18 protein-coding genes and 2 pseudogenes are annotated in these 17,309 nt (G+C 70.7%); 12 read left to right on the forward strand and 8 right to left on the reverse strand.

Annotated elements, in window-relative coordinates; translation table 11 throughout:
* The 4 genes from ACWD0Y_RS20190 to ACWD0Y_RS20205 form a co-directional block, all read right to left on the reverse strand.
* Positions 1–272 (reverse strand): hypothetical protein (locus tag ACWD0Y_RS20190; RefSeq protein WP_450261748.1); only part of this gene is annotated, 272 nt, incomplete at its 3' end.
* 17 nt (positions 273–289) lie between these two features.
* Entirely contained in the window at positions 290–1,075 is a 786-nt protein-coding gene (locus ACWD0Y_RS20195; RefSeq protein ID WP_450261695.1) for an SAM-dependent methyltransferase, read from the reverse strand.
* 343 nt (positions 1,076–1,418) lie between these two features.
* A complete protein-coding gene (locus tag ACWD0Y_RS20200; protein ID WP_450261696.1) occupies positions 1,419–1,814 on the reverse strand; it encodes a RidA family protein in 396 nt (131 codons plus the stop codon).
* Positions 1,815–1,835: 21 nt separating this feature from the next.
* Positions 1,836–3,245 (reverse strand): SMI1/KNR4 family protein, encoded by a 1,410-nt coding sequence (locus tag ACWD0Y_RS20205; RefSeq protein WP_450261697.1) that lies wholly within the window; start codon positions 3,243–3,245, stop codon positions 1,836–1,838.
* Positions 3,246–3,769: 524 nt separating this feature from the next.
* On the opposite strand from ACWD0Y_RS20205, the gene ACWD0Y_RS20210 reads away from it, so the two are divergent.
* The 3 genes from ACWD0Y_RS20210 (at position 3,770) to ACWD0Y_RS20220 (ending at position 6,631) form a co-directional block, all read left to right on the forward strand.
* The gene (locus ACWD0Y_RS20210; RefSeq protein WP_450261698.1) at positions 3,770–4,903 is read left to right on the forward strand and encodes a trypsin-like serine peptidase; all 1,134 of its coding nucleotides are present in this window, start codon (positions 3,770–3,772) and stop codon (positions 4,901–4,903) included.
* A gap of 12 nt (positions 4,904–4,915) precedes the next feature.
* Positions 4,916–5,572: a class I SAM-dependent methyltransferase gene (locus tag ACWD0Y_RS20215; protein ID WP_450261699.1), complete on the forward strand. Its 657-nt coding sequence runs from the start codon at positions 4,916–4,918 to the stop codon at positions 5,570–5,572.
* Positions 5,573–5,719: 147 nt separating this feature from the next.
* Complete coding sequence (locus ACWD0Y_RS20220) at positions 5,720–6,631, forward strand: hypothetical protein (RefSeq protein WP_450261700.1); 912 nt, start codon at positions 5,720–5,722, stop codon at positions 6,629–6,631.
* Positions 6,632–6,916: 285 nt separating this feature from the next.
* Here the strand turns inward: ACWD0Y_RS20220 and ACWD0Y_RS20225 are convergent, their stop codons facing one another.
* The gene (locus ACWD0Y_RS20225) at positions 6,917–7,321 is read right to left on the reverse strand and encodes a winged helix-turn-helix transcriptional regulator (protein WP_450261701.1); all 405 of its coding nucleotides are present in this window, start codon (positions 7,319–7,321) and stop codon (positions 6,917–6,919) included.
* Between the two features lie 137 nt (positions 7,322–7,458).
* Between ACWD0Y_RS20225 and ACWD0Y_RS20230 the strand changes: the two genes are divergently transcribed.
* Together ACWD0Y_RS20230 and ACWD0Y_RS20235 are read left to right on the forward strand one after the other, a co-directional pair.
* A complete protein-coding gene (locus ACWD0Y_RS20230; RefSeq protein WP_450261702.1) occupies positions 7,459–8,319 on the forward strand; it encodes an SDR family oxidoreductase in 861 nt (286 codons plus the stop codon).
* A 60-nt stretch (positions 8,320–8,379) separates the two neighbouring features.
* On the forward strand, positions 8,380–9,081 hold the full coding sequence (locus ACWD0Y_RS20235; protein WP_450261703.1) for a DsbA family oxidoreductase: 702 nt from the start codon (positions 8,380–8,382) through the stop codon (positions 9,079–9,081).
* 166 nt (positions 9,082–9,247) lie between these two features.
* Here ACWD0Y_RS20235 and ACWD0Y_RS20240 read toward each other — a convergent pair.
* Together ACWD0Y_RS20240 and ACWD0Y_RS20245 are read right to left on the reverse strand one after the other, a co-directional pair.
* Positions 9,248–9,509 (reverse strand): annotated as a pseudogene (locus ACWD0Y_RS20240) (ATP-binding protein); the annotation flags it as partial.
* 63 nt (positions 9,510–9,572) lie between these two features.
* A complete protein-coding gene (locus ACWD0Y_RS20245; RefSeq protein ID WP_450261704.1) occupies positions 9,573–9,887 on the reverse strand; it encodes a transposase in 315 nt (104 codons plus the stop codon).
* Positions 9,888–10,009: 122 nt separating this feature from the next.
* On the opposite strand from ACWD0Y_RS20245, the gene ACWD0Y_RS20250 reads away from it, so the two are divergent.
* The 7 genes and pseudogenes from ACWD0Y_RS20250 to ACWD0Y_RS20280 all read left to right on the forward strand — a co-directional run.
* Positions 10,010–11,074 (forward strand): PP2C family protein-serine/threonine phosphatase, encoded by a 1,065-nt coding sequence (locus tag ACWD0Y_RS20250; RefSeq protein ID WP_450261705.1) that lies wholly within the window; start codon positions 10,010–10,012, stop codon positions 11,072–11,074.
* Between the two features lie 485 nt (positions 11,075–11,559).
* Positions 11,560–11,670, forward strand: a complete 111-nt coding sequence (locus ACWD0Y_RS20255; protein ID WP_450261706.1) for a keywimysin-related RiPP — start codon at positions 11,560–11,562, stop codon at positions 11,668–11,670.
* A gap of 24 nt (positions 11,671–11,694) precedes the next feature.
* The gene (locus tag ACWD0Y_RS20260; protein ID WP_450261707.1) at positions 11,695–13,551 is read left to right on the forward strand and encodes a lasso peptide isopeptide bond-forming cyclase; all 1,857 of its coding nucleotides are present in this window, start codon (positions 11,695–11,697) and stop codon (positions 13,549–13,551) included.
* 28 nt (positions 13,552–13,579) lie between these two features.
* Positions 13,580–13,834: a lasso peptide biosynthesis PqqD family chaperone gene (locus ACWD0Y_RS20265; RefSeq protein ID WP_450261708.1), complete on the forward strand. Its 255-nt coding sequence runs from the start codon at positions 13,580–13,582 to the stop codon at positions 13,832–13,834.
* Entirely contained in the window at positions 13,831–14,265 is a 435-nt protein-coding gene (locus tag ACWD0Y_RS20270) for a lasso peptide biosynthesis B2 protein (protein WP_450261709.1), read from the forward strand. The genes ACWD0Y_RS20265 and ACWD0Y_RS20270 overlap by 4 nt, the downstream gene beginning before the upstream one ends.
* On the forward strand, positions 14,262–16,124 hold the full coding sequence (locus ACWD0Y_RS20275; protein WP_450261710.1) for an ABC transporter ATP-binding protein: 1,863 nt from the start codon (positions 14,262–14,264) through the stop codon (positions 16,122–16,124). The genes ACWD0Y_RS20270 and ACWD0Y_RS20275 overlap by 4 nt, the downstream gene beginning before the upstream one ends.
* Positions 16,125–16,211: 87 nt before the next feature.
* Positions 16,212–16,427: pseudogene (locus ACWD0Y_RS20280) on the forward strand (IS630 family transposase); the annotation flags it as partial.
* Positions 16,428–16,522: 95 nt separating this feature from the next.
* Here ACWD0Y_RS20280 and ACWD0Y_RS20285 read toward each other — a convergent pair.
* On the reverse strand, positions 16,523–17,065 hold the full coding sequence (locus tag ACWD0Y_RS20285) for a DUF1707 SHOCT-like domain-containing protein (protein WP_450261711.1): 543 nt from the start codon (positions 17,063–17,065) through the stop codon (positions 16,523–16,525).
* Between the last annotated feature and the right edge of the window lie 244 nt (positions 17,066–17,309).

Consider the following 17,309-nt stretch of genomic DNA (forward strand, 5'->3'; position numbering starts at 1 on the left):
TGATGACCGAGGCCCTCACCCGCAAGCCCGCCGAGAAGGCGGGCCCGGGCGACATCTGCGCCATCGCCGGTATCCCGGACATCATGATCGGCGAGCCGGGCCGCCCCGGCTGTCGGTCGGACCATGACGGTGAGGCTCCTGCCGGCCCCCTTGCCTGCCACGGGCCGGGGCTTCAGCGGTTCAACCCCGGCACCACGCACGACCTCGACGGCCTCTGCCTCATTGACGCGACGCGGCACCGTGGGCACCCCGGTCCGGAACAGGATCAGCAACCTGTCCGCCCTGCCCTTCAGGGCTTACGGGCGACGAGTCCCCACTGGTCGACGGCTGTCGGGTGCTCCTGCGTCGGGCGCCAGAACGCGATGGACACGAAGCCCGGTTCGATCAGCTCCAGGCCCTCGGCGCACCCTGTGATCTCTTCCGGTTCCCGTACCAGGTAGGGCGGGTTGTCTCCCGAGTCGTACGCCTCCTGCGCAGCCAGTGTCTGCGGCGTCTTCACCGTGTCGCAGAGCACCAGGTAGCTCCCCGACGGCATCCGGGCCATGTACTGCTGAACCACCTTGATCCCGTCGGCCGGGGGCAGATGCCCCAGGGTCGACAGCAGGAGCACCGCCACCGGCTCGGACAGGTCCAGCGTCTTCGCCGCCTCGTCGACCACCACGTCCGTGTCGGACAGATCCGCATCCACGTAGGCCGTCCTGCCCTCCGGGGCGCTGGTCAGCAGCGCTGCGGCATGAACCAGGACGATGGGGTCGTTGTCCACGTAGACGATCCGGGCATGCGGGGCGACGGCCTGTGCGACCTCGTGGGTGCTGTTCTCCACCGGAAGCCCCGTCCCCACATCCAGGAACTGATGCACTCCCAAGGTGGTGAGGTGGCGCACCGCCCGGGCCTGGAACGCACGCGATGCCTGTGCGATGTCGGCCATCTGCGGGTAGGCGGCCGTGACCGCGTCGGCCAGCTCCCGGTCCACCGGGTAGTTGTCCTTCCCGCCCAGCCACGCGTTCCACACCCGCGCGGAATGCGGTATGTCCGACCGTATCTGCTTGCGGAACTCAACGTCGTCAGAGGTCATCAGATTCTCCTACTCGCTGTGCAGATAGCACAGTTGGCCAGGGGCCGGCGGGCCGCGCTCATGGGCATGACCGTACCCTTGCCCATGCGAGAAGCCGCTCGGCCCCCGGACTTGAGGCCGTCTTCGACGAGTTCGGCATGAACTGCGCGGAACTGCCCAGTCATGGCTGACCTGTTCCCTCACGCGGGCGCAGGAACGGCCGCACGTTGCGTCTGTATCCACTGCGGTCTCCGCGCTCGAAGGGCGTGGCCAGAGCATGGCGATCGCGGCGTAAGGAATCGTTTCAGAGGTGCGTGGTCCAGTTCAGCAGGCGGCGAGGTCGCATTACGCGACGGCGGCCCCCTTACGCGACGGCGGTTCCCTCAAGCTCGACCGTCTGGCCGGGGATCGCAGGCCGCGTCACCCCGAGCATCGTGGTGGCCGGCGCCACCTCGGCGGCGCCCAACCGCGCCGCCAGCACGCCGTAGTGCTGGAAAAGCAGATCGACGTCGGTCGTGTAGACGTTGAGCCGGACGAGGTTCGCGAGAGACATGCCCGCCTCGCCGAGCACGGCCTCCAGATTGCCGATGCTCAGCGCCAACTGCGCTGCCATGTCACCGTCATGCTGGGGCTTGCCGTCGTCGCTCATCGCGGTCTGCCCCGAGACGTACAGGGTCCGGGTGTGCCCGGAGACGACCTCGCCCTGGTTGAATCCCATCTCCACCGACCACGTCACCGGGCTGACCGCAGTTCTTTCCACTGCCACATCAGCTCCATTCGATCAGGGCTCTGGCGTGGGGCCGAGGTCGCCGTCGAGGACGGTCTGGATGATCTGGGGCCGGTCCCGGAGGGCCAGGATTTCGTTGGCGATGGCCACGATGGGCAGGGGGTCCTGGTTGCCGTGCACCGTGATGGCGGCGGCCGACAGGCTGCGCGGCACGGCCCCCGCATCGAGGAGGAGGCGCCATTCCGCCGGGCCGAGCTCCAGGAACTCCAGCGTGGTGAGCTGGTCGATCTCCAGAGGATCGGCGAGCGTGTCAGGGTAGGCGGCGAGGGTCCTCAGGCGGGGCAGCTCGGTGACCGGGGCGAGGCTGAGTGGCTCAGCGTCCCATACGCCGATGGACAGGACCTCCAAGCCGGGGTGCGCGGCGGCCTCGATGCTGGGCAGGCTGCGGGTATTGACATGGGCTACGGCCGACGGCTGGTCTCCGCCCGAGCCGCCATCTCGCTTGCTGTGCTGGTTCATCACCAGGTCGGTGAGCGAGTCGGCGACCAGGGAGGCGCCGATGTTCTCCTCGTGGCTGAGGATGATGATCTGCCCGGTGTGTCCGCGCGGGCCGGGCGTCAGGTCGACCGCCAGCCGGTCGCCACCGCCGTTGTCCCCGAAGGCGATCCAGCCGGGCGAGCCCACCAGGCCCTGCACCGCGGCATCGGCCGGGGTGACGACCGCTTCCATCGCCGCGAACTTCCAAAGACATGGGCGGGACGACGCGTCGGCGATGTACAGGTCGTCCAGCGCGAACAGCTCGCAGCCGACCGCCATGCACGCACGCTCCGCTGCCTTGTGGTCGTCGCCCCAGTCCTCCCACCGTGACCGTGTCACCCGGTAGAGCACCTTGAGTTCCTCGGGCAGGGTGACGCCGAGGCGCGCTTCCGCAGCGGCGATCTCCGCCTCCGTCGCGCCGATGGCATCGGGCAACCGCTCGGAGAGCACCCGCTTCAGCAGCACCGGATCCGCCGACGGAGCCGGCACTGCCCCGGGCACCGGATCGGGAAGACAGCGCCAGGGCTGCGGAACGGCGCCCTCGACCAGGATGAGCGCTCCAGGGTGCGGGGTGCCGATGCCGGACTCCACGGCGGGGCTTTGCCCGAGCAGGCGGAGCGCGGTCTTCCCGTCCGGCGATATCTTCGCTGTGAACGAGATGTCGTCGACACCGGCCTCCGCGAGCGCGCTCTGCACCCGCTCCACCGCCTCCATCTCGTCCCGCATGTCCTCGACCTGGGCGGCCCGGCCGGGCGGCGGCAGCCGTCGCCGCAGGGGCAGACTCCAGCTCCCTCGGCCGACGCGTCCCGCAACGCGGATGGACGGGACGGCCCGCTCCGTCGCCCCGCTGTCCCGCAGAAGCCGCAGCACGGGCTCCCAGGTCGCGAAGTCGTACACCGAGGGCGAGGGAGAGTTCTGATCAACCATGAACAGACCGTACGCGGGACCACTGACATCGAAGGCAGCCGGACCTCGCACCGCTCCAGGCCAGCACTCCAGGCCCACAACGGCATTCAGCGAGGCCGACCAGAACGCTCCCAGGCCGGCTGCGGCGCTCAGTTGCGGCCTCTCTGCGGGTGCCTTCCTTGGTGCTTGCCAGCTGGCGTGCTGATTTGCCGACTGGTGCGTCGTCACACTCGATTTCCTCCCGCAGCGTCTCACGGCACACCCGCCCTCTGTCCGTGGGCAGGCGCTCCTGCGGTCGGTGTGCTCGCCGTTCGGTCCCTCCCGCCGCGGGGATGTCCCCACCGCTCCCTGTGGCCGGGACAACGGCGCTGAGCACGCTGTCTCGCAGACCCTGCGTCGAGCAGGCAGCCCTCCTGCGGGACAACCAGTGACCTCGCTGTTCAGCCCGTGCACGATGCAACCGATGGGCGTCGGCCCCCCTCTTGGACTGTGGGCTGTCAGCCCTTCACCCGCCGCTGTCCGCAGCAGTCGAGGAGCCGTCCTCCATGTCAGACACATCGATTTCCGCGCCTCGGCGCCTCAGCCGCAGGATCACGGCGCTCGTCGCCGCCGGCACTGCCTTGTCGGCCGTCGTCCCGGTCTCGGCGGAAGCCGTGGCCGCCGAGACCCGGACCGTCCCGGCCGATCCGGTGTCCGCCTTGACGTACACCGCCAAGGAACGCAAAGAGGCCCTTGCCTACTGGACTCCGGCCCGTATCAAGGCTGTCGGGAAGTCCGTGGACCTCGGTCCGACCGGGCCCAAAGCCACACGGTGGCGTGGCACTCCGATGAAGACCGTGGGCCGGCTCTTCTTCGTCAACTCCAGGGGCGCCGACACCTGGTGCACGGCCACTGCCGTGCGGAGCACCAACCGCTCCGTGGTGATGACGGCGGGACACTGTGTCCGCCGTGGTGCCTCGCCCGCCAACACCAACACCAACACCACGATGGTCTTCGTCCCCGGTTACGACAAGGGCAGCCGGCCGTACGGCGCGTTCGCGGTCCGCACCGCTCTGACTCCGCGCAGCTGGGCCGAGGAAGCCACCAACGACGTATCCGCGCTCGTCGTCGACGCCGATAAGAACGGCCGTAAGCTCACCGATGTGGTGGGTGGCCAGATGATCGCCTTCAGCCGTCCGGTCGGCGGTAAGGTCTCCGCTTTCGGCTACCCAGCCACCCGCCCCCAGCTCGGTGAGGAACTTCTGCGCTGCGTCGGTACGGCGAAGAAGGAGGACGGCCAGTGCGGCCAGGGTGCGTCGTTGGGGCAGGGGGGTGTCGGCCAGTGCCAGGAAGAGTCCGACGGCGGCGATGAGCAGAGCGGTGAGGGTGGCGACCGTCGGAGCGGAGAGGCCGTCGGCTGCCGAGCCGATGACCGGGCCGTGGTGCACCCGCTGATCCGCGGCCGGTCGGCGTCCCCCTACGAGTGGGCCGTCTCGCCGTCGGTGCCCCGACCGTCCGCGTCCACGCGGTCCCGCTGTCACCGGGGGTTTCGCGGGCGTGCTCGAGCGCCATCCGCGCCTCCACCGCCTTGCCCTTCTTCACCGCCTTGTCCTCCTCCACTGGCTCAGTACCCGAAAGCAGGTTCTGGCTCAGGCGGCGCTTCCCCGGTGGGGAGGGGGACGGCTGGGCAGAGGGCCTGATGGACTTGACGCATGACCACACTGCCACGCCGCCTCCTGCACGCGCTTGACCGGTTCAACGCCGCTCACCCCTGGGACCACAACGCCCATTACCACCGGTGGATCCTGCGTCAGCTTCCCGGGCGCTTCGACAAGGCCCTGGACATCGGATCCGGCAGCGGTGACCTGGCCAGGCTCCTGGCCGCACGCGCCAAGGCGGTGCATGGAATCGACTCCGATCCCGCGATCGTCGCCCGGGCACAGGAGTCGACCCCTGCGGCCGCCCCGGTGACCTTCACTGCCGCAGACGCGCTGACCGGGATTCCCGCTGACTCCTACGACGTCATCACCTGCGTCGCCACCATCCACCACCTGCCGTTCACCGAGGCTCTGGCCCACTTCCGCCGGCACCTGGCACCCGGAGGGACTCTGGTCGTCGTCGGTCTCTGGCGCGCGCAGACCCCCGTCGACCACCTGCTCGGCACCACCGCCGTCCCGCTGAATGCCGCCATGGGCTGGATCAAGAACAAGGGCCGAACGGCACCCCGGCCGGTCTCGATGACCGCACCGACCCGGCCACCAGCCATGACCTTTCCCGACATCGTCGTCGCAACCCGACACGCACTGCCTGGTGCACGGCTGCGCCGACGGCTGTTCTGGCGCTACACGCTGACATGGCGTCAGGTCTGAGCGGCAGAGGCACCTCTGAGCGGCAGAGGTACCCAGGACACAGAAGCCGGGCCGGCACCGGCTTCGGCGCCATGGCAGGGTGCCTGACGGGGGAGGCGCAGCCGATGGCGGGCGGCTGGGACTGAAGCGTCGGGGGAAGGGAATGCTATGCCGGTGAAGACAGGGGCGGGGCACGTCGCCATGCTGACGGTCGGGGTCGCCCTCGCCGTCGGCGGATGTTCGTCGGACACGCGGGACGGTGACGGTTCGGCGGGACCCGCGGCGAGCGCTTCGAGGTCAGCCGCGCCGAAGCCCACCGCGTCGAGGTCCACCGCGCCGAACCGTGCGCTGGTCGAATGGGCCGATCAGATGTGTGAGGCCACACAGCTCTTCGAGACGATGAAGACGGACAGCGCCGGCGAGGTCGAAGAGATCACAGACCCACCCGAGGACGCGCTGATCGCATCCGAGTTCATCGCCATGGGCTACCTGCCGGGCACCTCGTCCTCTCTGGACGAGGTCGCGCAGGCACTCGGCGACGTACGGCCGTCGGGCATCGCCGCCGCGGACCGGCTGCACGACAGCCTGGCCAAGGAGGTCGGGAGGGTCCAGCCGAAGGTCACCGAGCTGACCGGCTCCAGCGCGTTCACCAGCCCCGCGGAGGACTCGGTCGATCGGGCCGAACGTGTCGGCAAGCTGATCGAGTCCCTGAAGATGCCCAGGCCCGGCCTGCCGGCCGTGGCCGCCGAAGAGCCGAAGCTCTCGGCCGCCTACCGCACCGCGCCCAAGTGCGCCCCGCCCGAACCGCTGCCCGAAGCCGCGGACGGCACGGACGCCGGCGCCTGCAGGGACGGGGTCTGCGAGATCCTGGTGACGAAGCAGGCGGACGTCGTGGTCGGCGTATGGAAGGTGCGCGTGTCGCTGACGAAGACCAAGGCCACAGTGCGCAATAGCGGGCCCAGGGGGGGGGCGTGGGAGAGGTCGGGCTGGGCGTCGGCGGAACCGGATCATTCGGCGAAGCGGGCGGCGGCAAGGTCACCGTCAAAGCCGTCGCCGTCAATGAGGACGGCGCCGTGCTGAAGTTCAGAACGAAGTGACACGCTCGCGCCGACCCGTGCGGCGGCCACCACGAAAGCGCCCCGTTGCCCTGCTCCACCACGTCAAGCGTCCCGCCGTCCGCGGGGAACGCCGTCCCGCGCTCCACGACGCCTTCGTCTCCCTCGCCCGCATCCTGATCTGCTGGCGATGCCTCGAAAAGCCCACCCGTGATCGCGTTACGCGCTCCGAGCCGTCCCGGACTTCGGAGAGATGCGGCCTTGGCTCGTCGGTGTGCGGGCGGACCCGGCTCCGAGCCGGGCGACCGGGTCACGCCGGGGTTGCGGCGGTGTGCTTTTCCTGGGATGCGAGGACTGCGGGCATGTTGGCTTCGATGTGGCCGATGAAGGCCATGAGGTGGTCGGCCGTGGTCTCCCCCAGAGGCGTGAGGGAGTAGTTGACGCTCGGGGGCATCGCGGTGAGGACCTCACGGCTGACGAAGCCGTCGCGCTCCAGGGCCTGGAGTGTCTGGGCGAGCATTTTCTCGCTGACCCCGTCGACGCGCCGGCGCAGGGCGTTGAAGCGCGCGGGTCCCTTGCGCAGGCCCGCGAGGACCAGGACGCCCCAGCGGCCCGTGAGGTGGTCCAGTACCTGACGGGAGGGGCAGTGCTTGGCGAAGACGTCGAACTCCAGCGCAGCCGCCCGGCGCTTGTCCTCGGTGGACAACTCGTTCATGAATGCCTCCTTCACCTTTACGTTACCTCGAACACAGCGCGGCGTAAAAGTTTGCACTAACTTTTAGTTAGTGTACTGTCGGTGGAGCCGCCGGGAGGTCACCCGGCCTCGCCTCCCAGTACGCGAAGGAATCCGTCATGATCGTTGTCACCGGTGCCACCGGACAGTTCGGCCGCCAGGTCATCGAGCACCTGCTCCAGCGCGGTGTGCCCGCCGGCCAGATCGCCGCGGCGGTGCGCACCCCCGCCAAGGCGGCGGACCTCGCCGCCCTGGGCGTCGACGTCCGCCTCGCCGACTACGAGAGGCCCGAGACCCTCCCCACCGCCTTCGCCGGTGCCGACAAGCTCCTGCTCGTCTCCTCGACCGGCCCGGACGACACCCGTATCGTCCAGCACCGCGCGGCCGTCGACGCCGCGGCCAAGACCGGCGTCGGCCTGATCGCCTACACCTCGGTCACCGGAGCCCCCACCAATCCGCTGGGCCTGGCGCGAGTGCACCGCGACACCGAGCAGGCCATCGCCGACTCCGGTCTGCCCGCGGTGCTGCTGCGCAACGGCTGGTACACCGAGAACTACACCGCGACCCTCCCCGACGCCGTCGCGCGCGGCGCCATCGCGGGCAGCGCGGGCCAGGGCCGGATCGCCTCCGCCGCCCGCGCGGACTTCGCCGAAGCCGCCGCCGTGGTCCTCACCCGCGACGACCAGGCCGGAAAGGTCTACGACCTGACCGGTGACGCTGCCTGGTCGCTGCCGGAGCTGGCCGCCGAGAGCGCCGCGCAGTCCGGCAAGCCGGTCACCTACGCGGACCTGCCCGCCGAGCAGTACCGGCAGATCCTCACCGGGGCCGGTCTGCCCGGCTTCGTCACCGACCTGATCGTCGACGCCGATGTGAAGATCTCCCACGGCGCACTGGCCGGTGTCACCACCGACCTGAGCGGACTCCTGGGGCGGCCGACCACACCGCTGGCCACTGCCGTCACCCAGGCCCTTGCGGCCTGACACCCGCCATATAGCGCAACACCCCCTGCCACCCGCACAGACGCAAGGAGCAACACGACCATGCGCGTAGAGATCTGGGGCGACGTCGTCTGTCCCTGGTGCTACATCGGCACCACCCGCTTCGAAAAGGCCCTGGCAGGCTTCGACCACCGCGACCAGGTCGAAGTCATCCACCGCTCGTTCGAACTCGATCCCGGACATGACAAGGCGCACGTCGAACCGGTGCACAGAATGCTGGCCGACAAGTTCGGCCCCCGGGGCCCCGGCATGGACCAGCAGGTCGCGAAAACAGCGGCCGGCGAAGGGCTCGCCTACCGCACCGACCGCCAGGTCGGCAGCACCCTGGACGCCCACCGCCTCCTGCACCTCGCCAAGGCGCACGGCCGCCAGCACCGACTGCTGTCCCTGATGTTCGAGACCTACTTCGCCCAGGCCCGGACCCTCTTCACCCACGACGCCCTCCTCCACCTCGCCACCCGCGCAGGACTGGACCAGAACGACGCACGCAGCGTTCTCGACGATCCGGACGCCTACCTCGACGCGGTACGCGCCGATGAGCAGGAAGCCGCCCGGCTCGGAGCCACCGGTGTCCCCTTCTTCGTCATCGACCGCCGCTTCGCCCTCTCCGGAGGCCAGCCGGTCGAGGCATTCGCCCAGGCCCTGAGCACCGCGTGGTCCGAGCGCCCCCTCGCCCCGGCCGCACCGGCCGGGGCCGTGTGCGGGCCGGACGGCACCTGCGAGGTCCCGCACCCGGACGCGTGACCAGGGCGCGTCCGGCGGGCGCCGCACGGGACAGCGGGACCTCGCGCCTTGCGCGTCGGGTCCCTGCGTCCTCTCCCGGCGGGCCGAGCGCCGGTCTGGTCTGATACTCGGCCGGAGAACGTGAAGAGGCCGCGGGGAGGCCCCGGCACCGCCGCCGGGGCCGGCTGCCCGTGGCGGGCTCTTCGGCTCGCGCCCGGGCGCCGGCGAGGCGGTGGGAAGCGGTACCGGTCTCGATGACGGTGCCGTTGAACGTGTGACGGTCGACCATGGCTCCGTGAAGCCGGGGGATCGGTGAAGGTCTTGGCCCGGCCGTCGAAGGACTCGTTGGAGGCGACGGCGACGCTGTTCTTCTTCCCGCGTCCGGTCAGCACCTGGAAGAGGAGTTCGGCGCCGAGGCGGTCGGGTCCCATGTATCCGAGCTCGTCGATGAACGGCTGAGGGATCGCTGACCCCCCTGCGCGGCAAGGACACCGCACACCGCTGCCCTGCTCTCACCGGCCGGAACCGCGGTGTGTCCAGCGGGCCTCAACGCCGGGTCTCGCATCACCCGCTGTCGCGCATGGCGTCGTTTTTCCCCTGGTTCTCCCCTGCGTCGGCGGAGGGGCATTCATCGGCTGTGCGTCGCGCCGGTCCCACACGCCGGCCTCGTCCCACGCGGCCAGGCGGCGCCGGCACGTCATCCCCGAGCCGAAGCCGGGCTCCTGGGGCGGGTGCTCCCGCTGGATCCCTGTGTCCAGTACGAACAGGATCCCGCACAGAGCCCGCCGGTCCGGCGCCCGTCCCGCGGCCGGCTTCGGATCCGGCAACGTCCCCCACGGCCCTTCGTCCGCCGTTGCCAGGTGGTGCGCGCCCGGCAGGGCAGGTGTAGAGAGGAGGTGTGCTGCAGCGGCTCGTCGGTCTTCGTCGGTCGGCGCGAGCGGGTTATGCGATGGTGGCCATCCCGATCGCGCTGATAGCGGCGGTTGCCGTGATCGACGTTCTCGCGCCGCCCGATATCCACCTGGGTCCTCTGCTGGTCGCGGCCCCGGCGATTACCGCGTCGTTCGCCGGCCCCTGGCTGACGGGGCTGGTCGGCGCCCTCGCAGTGGTGACTCAGGCGGTCATCGCGGTGCTGCGCGACCGGGACGAGTTGTTCTCGGCGAACCACCAGGCACAGATCGCCGCCCTGGTCCTGGTCGGATCGAGCCTCGTGGTCTTCTGCGTACTGCGGGAGCGCCGCGCCAGAGAACTGACACAGGTGAGGTACGTGTCCGAGACCGCCCAGCGCGTCGTCCTGCGGCCGCTGCCCAAACGGATCGGATCACTGCGAGTCGCCTCCCTCTATCTCGCTGCCGAGGCCGAGGCCCAGATCGGCGGCGACCTGTATGCGGCGGCACGCACCGGCTCCGGCACCCGGCTGATGGTCGGCGACGTACGGGGCAAAGGCATGACCGCGGTCGGTGACGCCGCCCTGCTGCTCGGCGCGTTCCGGGCCGCAGCCCACCGCCAGGCGACCCTGGCCGAACTGGTCACCTACCTCGATGGAAGCGTGTGCTGGGACCTGGCCGAACCCGGAGAGACGAACGAGACCGGGGAGACCTTCATCACCGCGGTCATTCTGGACATCCCCGATCAGGACAGCAGGGTCGACATGATCGACTGCGGGCACCCGCCGCCTGTTCTGCTGCGCAACGGCCGTGCCATGACGATCGACGCCTACCAGCCCGCGCCTCCGCTGGGTCTGGGCGAACTGGTGCGCCGTCGCTACCACGTCGACGCGTTCAAGTTCGAGGTGGGAGACCTCCTGCTGCTGTACACGGACGGGGTCGTCGAGGCCCGCGACTCCACTGGCGCCTTCTATCCACTCACCGAGCGAATCACGGGCTGGACCGAGAGCGACCCCGACGCGTTCCTGCGTCGCCTCCAGCGTGATCTGCTCGACCACGTCGGCGGACAGCTGGGCGACGACGCCGCCATGATCGCGATTGGGCGCACACCCGCACCTCAGGCGTGATCGCCTCGGCCGGACGCTCGGCGAACCGCCGTACCACCGGGGGCCGGTCCCGCAGCGACTTGTCCAAGCGGGGTCTGCATTTCCTTGTTCGGAGCAAGGAGGGAAGCGCGGTGACAAGAGCTGAGTGCGCCCCGGCGGCTCCGTTCCTCCCCTTCGGTGCATCTTTGCCGCCGTGTTTGCTGCGTGCTTTGCGATACCAGGTCGAAACGTTTCTGCACCCTCGTACGCAGCCCGCTCGTCCCACGTCCCTTTCTTGACGGACTTCATGGGACGCAGCACATGCGCCCGACCACTTCCGGATTTGCATTTGATCCCATTTTCTCTGATGGCCTTGTCACGGCATCGATGTGTACCGGTAGCTATTGCGTACGTCCGCTTCTTCGTTCCGGACTCCCGATGAGCCCTGGGCAGGGCGGCAGTGGACCGGCTTCCGGTGCGCAGCCGGCCAGGGAGGCGGCCGTGACACCTGTACGCGAGGAGAAGTCATGAAGAAGGCTTACGAAGCACCGACACTCGCCCGGCTCGGGACGTTCCGGAAGAAGACCGGGCTGCTGCGGCGCTCCGGCAACGACCGGCTGATCCTGAGCAAGAACTGACGGCCGAGACCCTGATCCGACGTCATGACTGAGCCGCACGAGAGTGCGGGGGCGGGCCCCGGCGACGCGCACTTCACGGTCTTCACCGACCGTGAGGACGCGGCCGTCGTGGCCCGCTCCCTCTCCCTCCCCGGAACACGGATCCTGAAGCACGCCTCGGGCCGGCCCTGGCTGGTGGGGCAGTGGCACGACCAGGAGATCGTCACCGCGCGCGCCGGCCACACGGCCCTCGCCGTCATCGGCTGCTGCCCGATCGACACCGCGGAGCTCGAACGGCATGCGGCGCGGCTGCGCGATCTCGCCGGACTCGACGCACTGGCCCGTTCCCTCCCCGGGAGCTTCCACCTCGTCGCCGCGCTCGACGGGCGGCTCAGGGTGCAGGGCACCGCGTCCGGTCTCCGGCTGGTCTTCCACGCCCGTGTCGGCGGAACGCAGGTGGCCGCCACCCGCGCCGACGTACTCGCCGCCGTTCTCGGCACCGGCCCGGACGAGGAGCAGCTGGCCGTCCGGCTGCTGTGGCCGGTTCCCCATCCGCTCGCCGAGGCGCCCATGTGGCGGGACATCACCGCGGTCTCCCCGTACGACGCGCTGATCGTCGCGGCGGACGGGCGGACCGTACGCCACTCGCGCTGGTGGACACCGCCGGAGCCGGTGCGCACGCTCGCCGACGGCGCGCCCCTCGTCCGTGAAGTCCTCGCCGAAGCCGTCGACGCCCGTACGCGCCAGGGGGGCGTGGTCAGCTGCGACCTGTCCGGCGGTCTCGACTCCACCTCCGTCTGTTTTCTGGCCGCGCGGTCACCGGCCCGCGTGGTGGCGAGCACCTGGCCGGGGCGCGACCCCGCCGACACCGATCTGTACTGGGCGGAACAGGCCGCCCGGTCCCTGCCGGACGTCGAGCACGTCGTCTGGGACGCCGGCGCCTCGCCGCTGGTCTACGACAACCTGCTCGGCATCGACGACCTGCTGGACGAACCGACCATCGGCGTCATGGACCGCTCGCGGGTCCTGCACCACCTGCCCGCCCTGGCCGAGCGCGGCAGCCGGCTGCACCTGACCGGCATCGGGGGCGACCACGTGGCCTGGTGTTCCGAGGCGTACTACCACCGGCTGCTGCGCACCCGCCCGCTGTTCGCCGTCCGCCAGTTGCGCGGCTTCCGGGCCCTGTGGCAGTGGCCGCTCGCGGACACGGCACGTGCGCTGGCCGATTCGCGGCCGTACGGGAAGTGGCTGGCCGACTCCGGCAGTCACCTGCGCGACCCCGTGCCCACCAGCGCCGGCACCGGTCTCGGCTGGGGCATGCCCCCTCGCCTCTTCGACTGGGTCACCCCCGACGCCGAACGGGCCGCCCGGCGGGCGCTGCGCGAGGCCGCCCCGAACGCGGTTCCGCTCCACCCGGACCGCGGCCTGCACGCCGACCTCGAACAGATCCTTTCCTGTACCCGCATCCTCCGCCAGTGGGACCGGATGGCGGCCCGGGCCGGAGTGCCGATGGCATCGCCGTTCCTCGACGACCGGGTGATCGAGGCATGCCTCGCGGTCCGCCCGAGCGAGCGCGTCACGCCCTGGCAGTACAAACCCCTCCTGACCACCGCCATGAGCGGGATCGTGCCCGACGCGTGCCTGCGGCGTACCAACAAGGCCGCCGCGTCCATGGACGCCGCCAACGGACTGCGCGAACACCGCGCCGACCTGCTGGCGCTCTGGGAGGGCTCGCGACTGGAACAGCTCGGACTGGTCGACGGCGCGGCCCTGCGCCGGCTGGCTCAGCGGCCGAGCACACCCGGACTGCGCGACGCGATCCTCTACTCGACCATCGCCGCCGAAGTGTGGCTGCGCGGCCTCGACCGGACGAGCGAGCGCAGGACGCACACGTCCTCATGACCACAGCTCCCAGCGGAAGGACACACGCATGGCACTGAAGTTCGGCGCCGACGTCTCCACTGCCGAGACCGACTACGGCACGGTTCTCCTGGACGAACGCGCCGGGGAGTACTGGGAGCTGAACCCCACCGCCACCCTGGTGGTCAGCACGCTGATGGCGGGCGGCGACGAAGCCGACGCGGTCGCCGCGCTCACCGACGCGTTCGACATCACCCCCGAGCGGGCGAGACAGGACGTCGACGCGCTCGTCCAGCAACTACGGACCTCGGGGCTGGCCCGATGACGACACCCAGCGCACTGGACAGGCCCTCCGGGGTCCCCTTCGCGCGGCGGCTGACCGCCCGTGCCGTCCTGCTCCCCGCCGTCGCGCTCTCCCTCCTGCCGCCCCGCCGGATCCGTGCCGTACTCGGCCTCGTCCGCCGGGGGGCCGCGCCGGCCACCGCCGCACAGGCCAAGAACGCCCGGGACGCGATGTGCGCGGTGAGTCTGCGCTGCGCCGGTCCGAAAGGCTGCCTGCCGCGTTCCCTGGGCGCGGCGCTCGTATGCCGCCTCTCGGGGGCCTGGCCGGCCTGGTGCACGGGGGTGAGCATGGTGCCGCCGTTCACGGCACACGCCTGGATCGAGGCGGACGGCCGGCCCGTGGGCGAGGGCGTACCCGACGACTACTTCACCCGGCTGATGACGGTCGCCCCCGCGATCCGACCGGACCGATGACCGGCACCGGCCCGGACCGGCCCCAGCCGGCGGCCGGGGGCGACCGCTCCACCCGGGCCGCGGTCGCCACCATGTACCGGCTGACCACAGGACACCGGGCCTCCGTCGCCGCCGCCACCGCGCTCACCCTGGCCGGCTCCGCCCTGGGACTCGCCCAGCCGCTCGTCGCCAAACACGCCGTGGACGCGAGCGGGCGGGACCAGGTGCTGTGGCCGCTGCTGCTGCTCCTGGCCGCGCTGTTCGTCACCGAAGCGGCGACGGGCGCGGTGGGCCGCTTCGTCCTGGAGCGCATGGGCGAAGGCGTCGTACGGGGGCTGCGCCACAGCCTGGTGGCGCGGCTGCTCCGGCTGGAGATGAGGGAGTACGGCCGGCACCGCAGCGGCGACCTCATCTCCCGGGTCACCGCCGACACCACCCTGCTGAGGGAGGTCGTGTCCCAGGCACTGGTCGACCTGGTGACGGGGGCCCTCGTCGCGGCGGGCGCCATCGTCCTCATGGTGTGGATCGACCCGCTGCTGCTGCTCCTGGTCGCCCTCACGGTGGCCGCCGCCGCCGCGGTCGTCGCTTCGCTGCTGAAGGGCATCCGGACGGCGTCCGAACGCATGCAGGACTCCGTCGGCGCGATCGCCGCCGACCTGGAACGCGCGCTCGGCGCCCTCCCGATGGTCCGGGTCCACCGCGGCGAGGACCGCGAGGCGGCCCGCATCGGGATATGCGTCGAAGCGGCCCACGCCGCGGGCGTACGGACCGCGAAGCTCGCGTCGGTGATGAGCCCGGCGGTCGAACTCGCCGTCCAGGGTTCCTTCCTGATCGTCCTGGTGATCGGCGGCCTGCGGGTCGACGGCCGCACGAACTCCCTCGGCGACCTGGTCGCCTTCCTGCTGTACGCCTCCTACCTGGTGCTGCCGTTGTCGTCGGTCTTCCGCGCGGTCGGCCTCATCCAGCGAGGCATGGGCGCCTACCAGCGCATCGAGCAGGCGCTGTCCCTGCCCGCGGAGCCCTCGCAGCGGGAAACACCACCTGTCCGGGTACGTACGCGCGAACCGGCCCGGCAGACCGCCCCGCGCGAGGAACCCGTCCTCGCCCTGCGGGACATCGGCTTCGGCTACGTCCCGGACCGGCCGGTGCTGCGGGGTCTGTCCTTCAGCGTCGCGCACCGGCAGCAGGTCGCCCTGGTCGGCCGGTCGGGTGCCGGAAAGAGCACGGTCTTCGCCCTGGTGTCCAGGTTCTACGAACCGGATTCCGGGGTCCTGCTGTTCGACGGCCTGCCCGCCACCGGGCTGAGCCGCGCCGCATGCCGAGAACGCATCGCCGTCGTCGACCAGAACACCCACGTCGTCCACGGCACGCTGCGGGACAACATCACCTACGCCGTACCCGACGCCACCGAGGCCGAGGTACGACGCGTCGTCGAACTCGCCCGGCTCGAAGGTGTCGTACGGCGACTGCCGGGCGGCCTGTCAGGAGTGCTCGGCGAACGCGGCGGCACCCTCTCGGCGGGAGAACGCCAGCGTGTCGCCCTGGCCCGCGCCCTGCTCGCCCGCCCCGCGCTCCTCCTGCTCGACGAGCCCACCTCCCACCTCGACACCGTCAACGAAACGGCGCTCACCACAGTGATGAGGGACGTCACCCGGGAGTGCTCCGTGCTGGTGATCGCACACCGGCTCTCCACGGTGCAGCACGCCGACCGGATCGTCGTACTGGACGACGGCCGCACCGCCGCCTGCGGACGCCACGAGGAACTGCTCACCAGCAGCCCCGCCTACCGCGAACTGGCCGCCGGACAGATGCTCCGCCCGGCCGGCACCCGGCCCTCCACCGTCACGCCCGCCCGTACCAGCCCTCGCCACCCACTGTGAAACCGGCGCGCACCACGTGCCCCGGGAAGGGGCCGGAGCATCGCGCGAGCACGACGGCGGGTGCGCGGCGGTTCAGCGCCATGATTGGTCGAAGCCCGCTTCGGACCACTGCGACAGTCCACCGTCGCCAGCTCCAGCAGCCCCGACCAGACCGTCCAGACCCGGGCCCTCCACGCCTGCCTGCGCCTGCGTAACGCCAACGTCCGCCACCGCGACGTCCTGGCCGCCGAACGCCGAGAACGCGTCCGCATCCGCGGTGAGAAACACATCCGCTGGTGCGGACCTCCTCTCGAGACCGCAGCCCGAGCCGACCGGCGACCCAATGAGGTCATCACAGGACCAGCAGTCGAGTGGGGACGACGGAGAGCCGGACAGGTGGCCTGGTACCGGGCGGGACCTCAACGCCACGCGTGGCGGATCTTCAACCGTCCGAACCCCATGGCCCCGGAGACCCGGATTCTCGGCCCGCCGGGGCGGGAGCTCCGCCGGGCCTTGTAGAGCGTGTCCTTCCACCCGGTGTGCAGGCCCTCGGTGTCGACGATCGCGTCGCGAGGCACCGTGATCTTGGCCCTGCCGGTGCCGAGTTGCAACTCGATGTCGACCACTGGGTGTTCGATGACGGCCCGGGACAGATCGAGGTGCACTCTTCCGAATGCGGACTCGACCTTGAGGATCCGAGGTACCCGCCATGCGCCGCGCCGCCGGATCCGTCCGCCGGCGGCGGCAATCGTGGACGTGGTGCCGGCGTTCTTCTCCGGGAGCGAGGCCAGAGGCGACACGAGCTCGCTGCGTGTCCTGGCGGTGAGAACCTGGTCGAGACCTTCGTCCAGCTCCTCGTGTGAGATGTGCCCTTCGGCGTACGCCTCCTGAAGGCGCTGCACGGCCGTGTCGCGGTCGTCTTCGCTGATCAGCGACGGTGGGTCTTCCGGCGGAGAGGTCACCGTCTCACTCTAGTGCCGTGCCGACGATGCGAACACGTCAAGGTCCGCAGCACGTAAGGCAATTGACGGGGAGGTCGATCGCTCGTCCTCACGGCCTCGGCCACCCGCTCCGGCGGACCTGTGCGGACGGAGCACGGGAGGAGCGTTCGTGCGGGGGAGGCCGCGGCCCCCACTCCTCGGCTCCGTCTCACCGCTGATGCTCACGGTCATGTCCTCGACGTCGCCCCGGCCTCGGCGCCGGCCC

The organism is Streptomyces altiplanensis (genome assembly GCF_053591575.1).

Coding starts and splice junctions, on each gene's coding strand:
- ACWD0Y_RS20195 (WP_450261695.1), bottom strand. CDS start 1,075: ATGACCTCTGACGACGTTGAGTTCCGCAAGCAGATACGGTCGGACATA.
- ACWD0Y_RS20205 (WP_450261697.1), bottom strand. CDS start 3,245: ATGGTTGATCAGAACTCTCCCTCGCCCTCGGTGTACGACTTCGCGACC.
- ACWD0Y_RS20210 (WP_450261698.1), top strand. CDS start 3,770: ATGTCAGACACATCGATTTCCGCGCCTCGGCGCCTCAGCCGCAGGATC.
- ACWD0Y_RS20215 (WP_450261699.1), top strand. CDS start 4,916: ATGACCACACTGCCACGCCGCCTCCTGCACGCGCTTGACCGGTTCAAC.
- ACWD0Y_RS20220 (WP_450261700.1), top strand. CDS start 5,720: ATGCCGGTGAAGACAGGGGCGGGGCACGTCGCCATGCTGACGGTCGGG.
- ACWD0Y_RS20225 (WP_450261701.1), bottom strand. CDS start 7,321: ATGAACGAGTTGTCCACCGAGGACAAGCGCCGGGCGGCTGCGCTGGAG.
- ACWD0Y_RS20230 (WP_450261702.1), top strand. CDS start 7,459: ATGATCGTTGTCACCGGTGCCACCGGACAGTTCGGCCGCCAGGTCATC.
- ACWD0Y_RS20235 (WP_450261703.1), top strand. CDS start 8,380: ATGCGCGTAGAGATCTGGGGCGACGTCGTCTGTCCCTGGTGCTACATC.
- ACWD0Y_RS20250 (WP_450261705.1), top strand. CDS start 10,010: ATGGTGGCCATCCCGATCGCGCTGATAGCGGCGGTTGCCGTGATCGAC.
- ACWD0Y_RS20255 (WP_450261706.1), top strand. CDS start 11,560: ATGAAGAAGGCTTACGAAGCACCGACACTCGCCCGGCTCGGGACGTTC.
- ACWD0Y_RS20260 (WP_450261707.1), top strand. CDS start 11,695: ATGACTGAGCCGCACGAGAGTGCGGGGGCGGGCCCCGGCGACGCGCAC.
- ACWD0Y_RS20265 (WP_450261708.1), top strand. CDS start 13,580: ATGGCACTGAAGTTCGGCGCCGACGTCTCCACTGCCGAGACCGACTAC.
- ACWD0Y_RS20270 (WP_450261709.1), top strand. CDS start 13,831: ATGACGACACCCAGCGCACTGGACAGGCCCTCCGGGGTCCCCTTCGCG.
- ACWD0Y_RS20275 (WP_450261710.1), top strand. CDS start 14,262: ATGACCGGCACCGGCCCGGACCGGCCCCAGCCGGCGGCCGGGGGCGAC.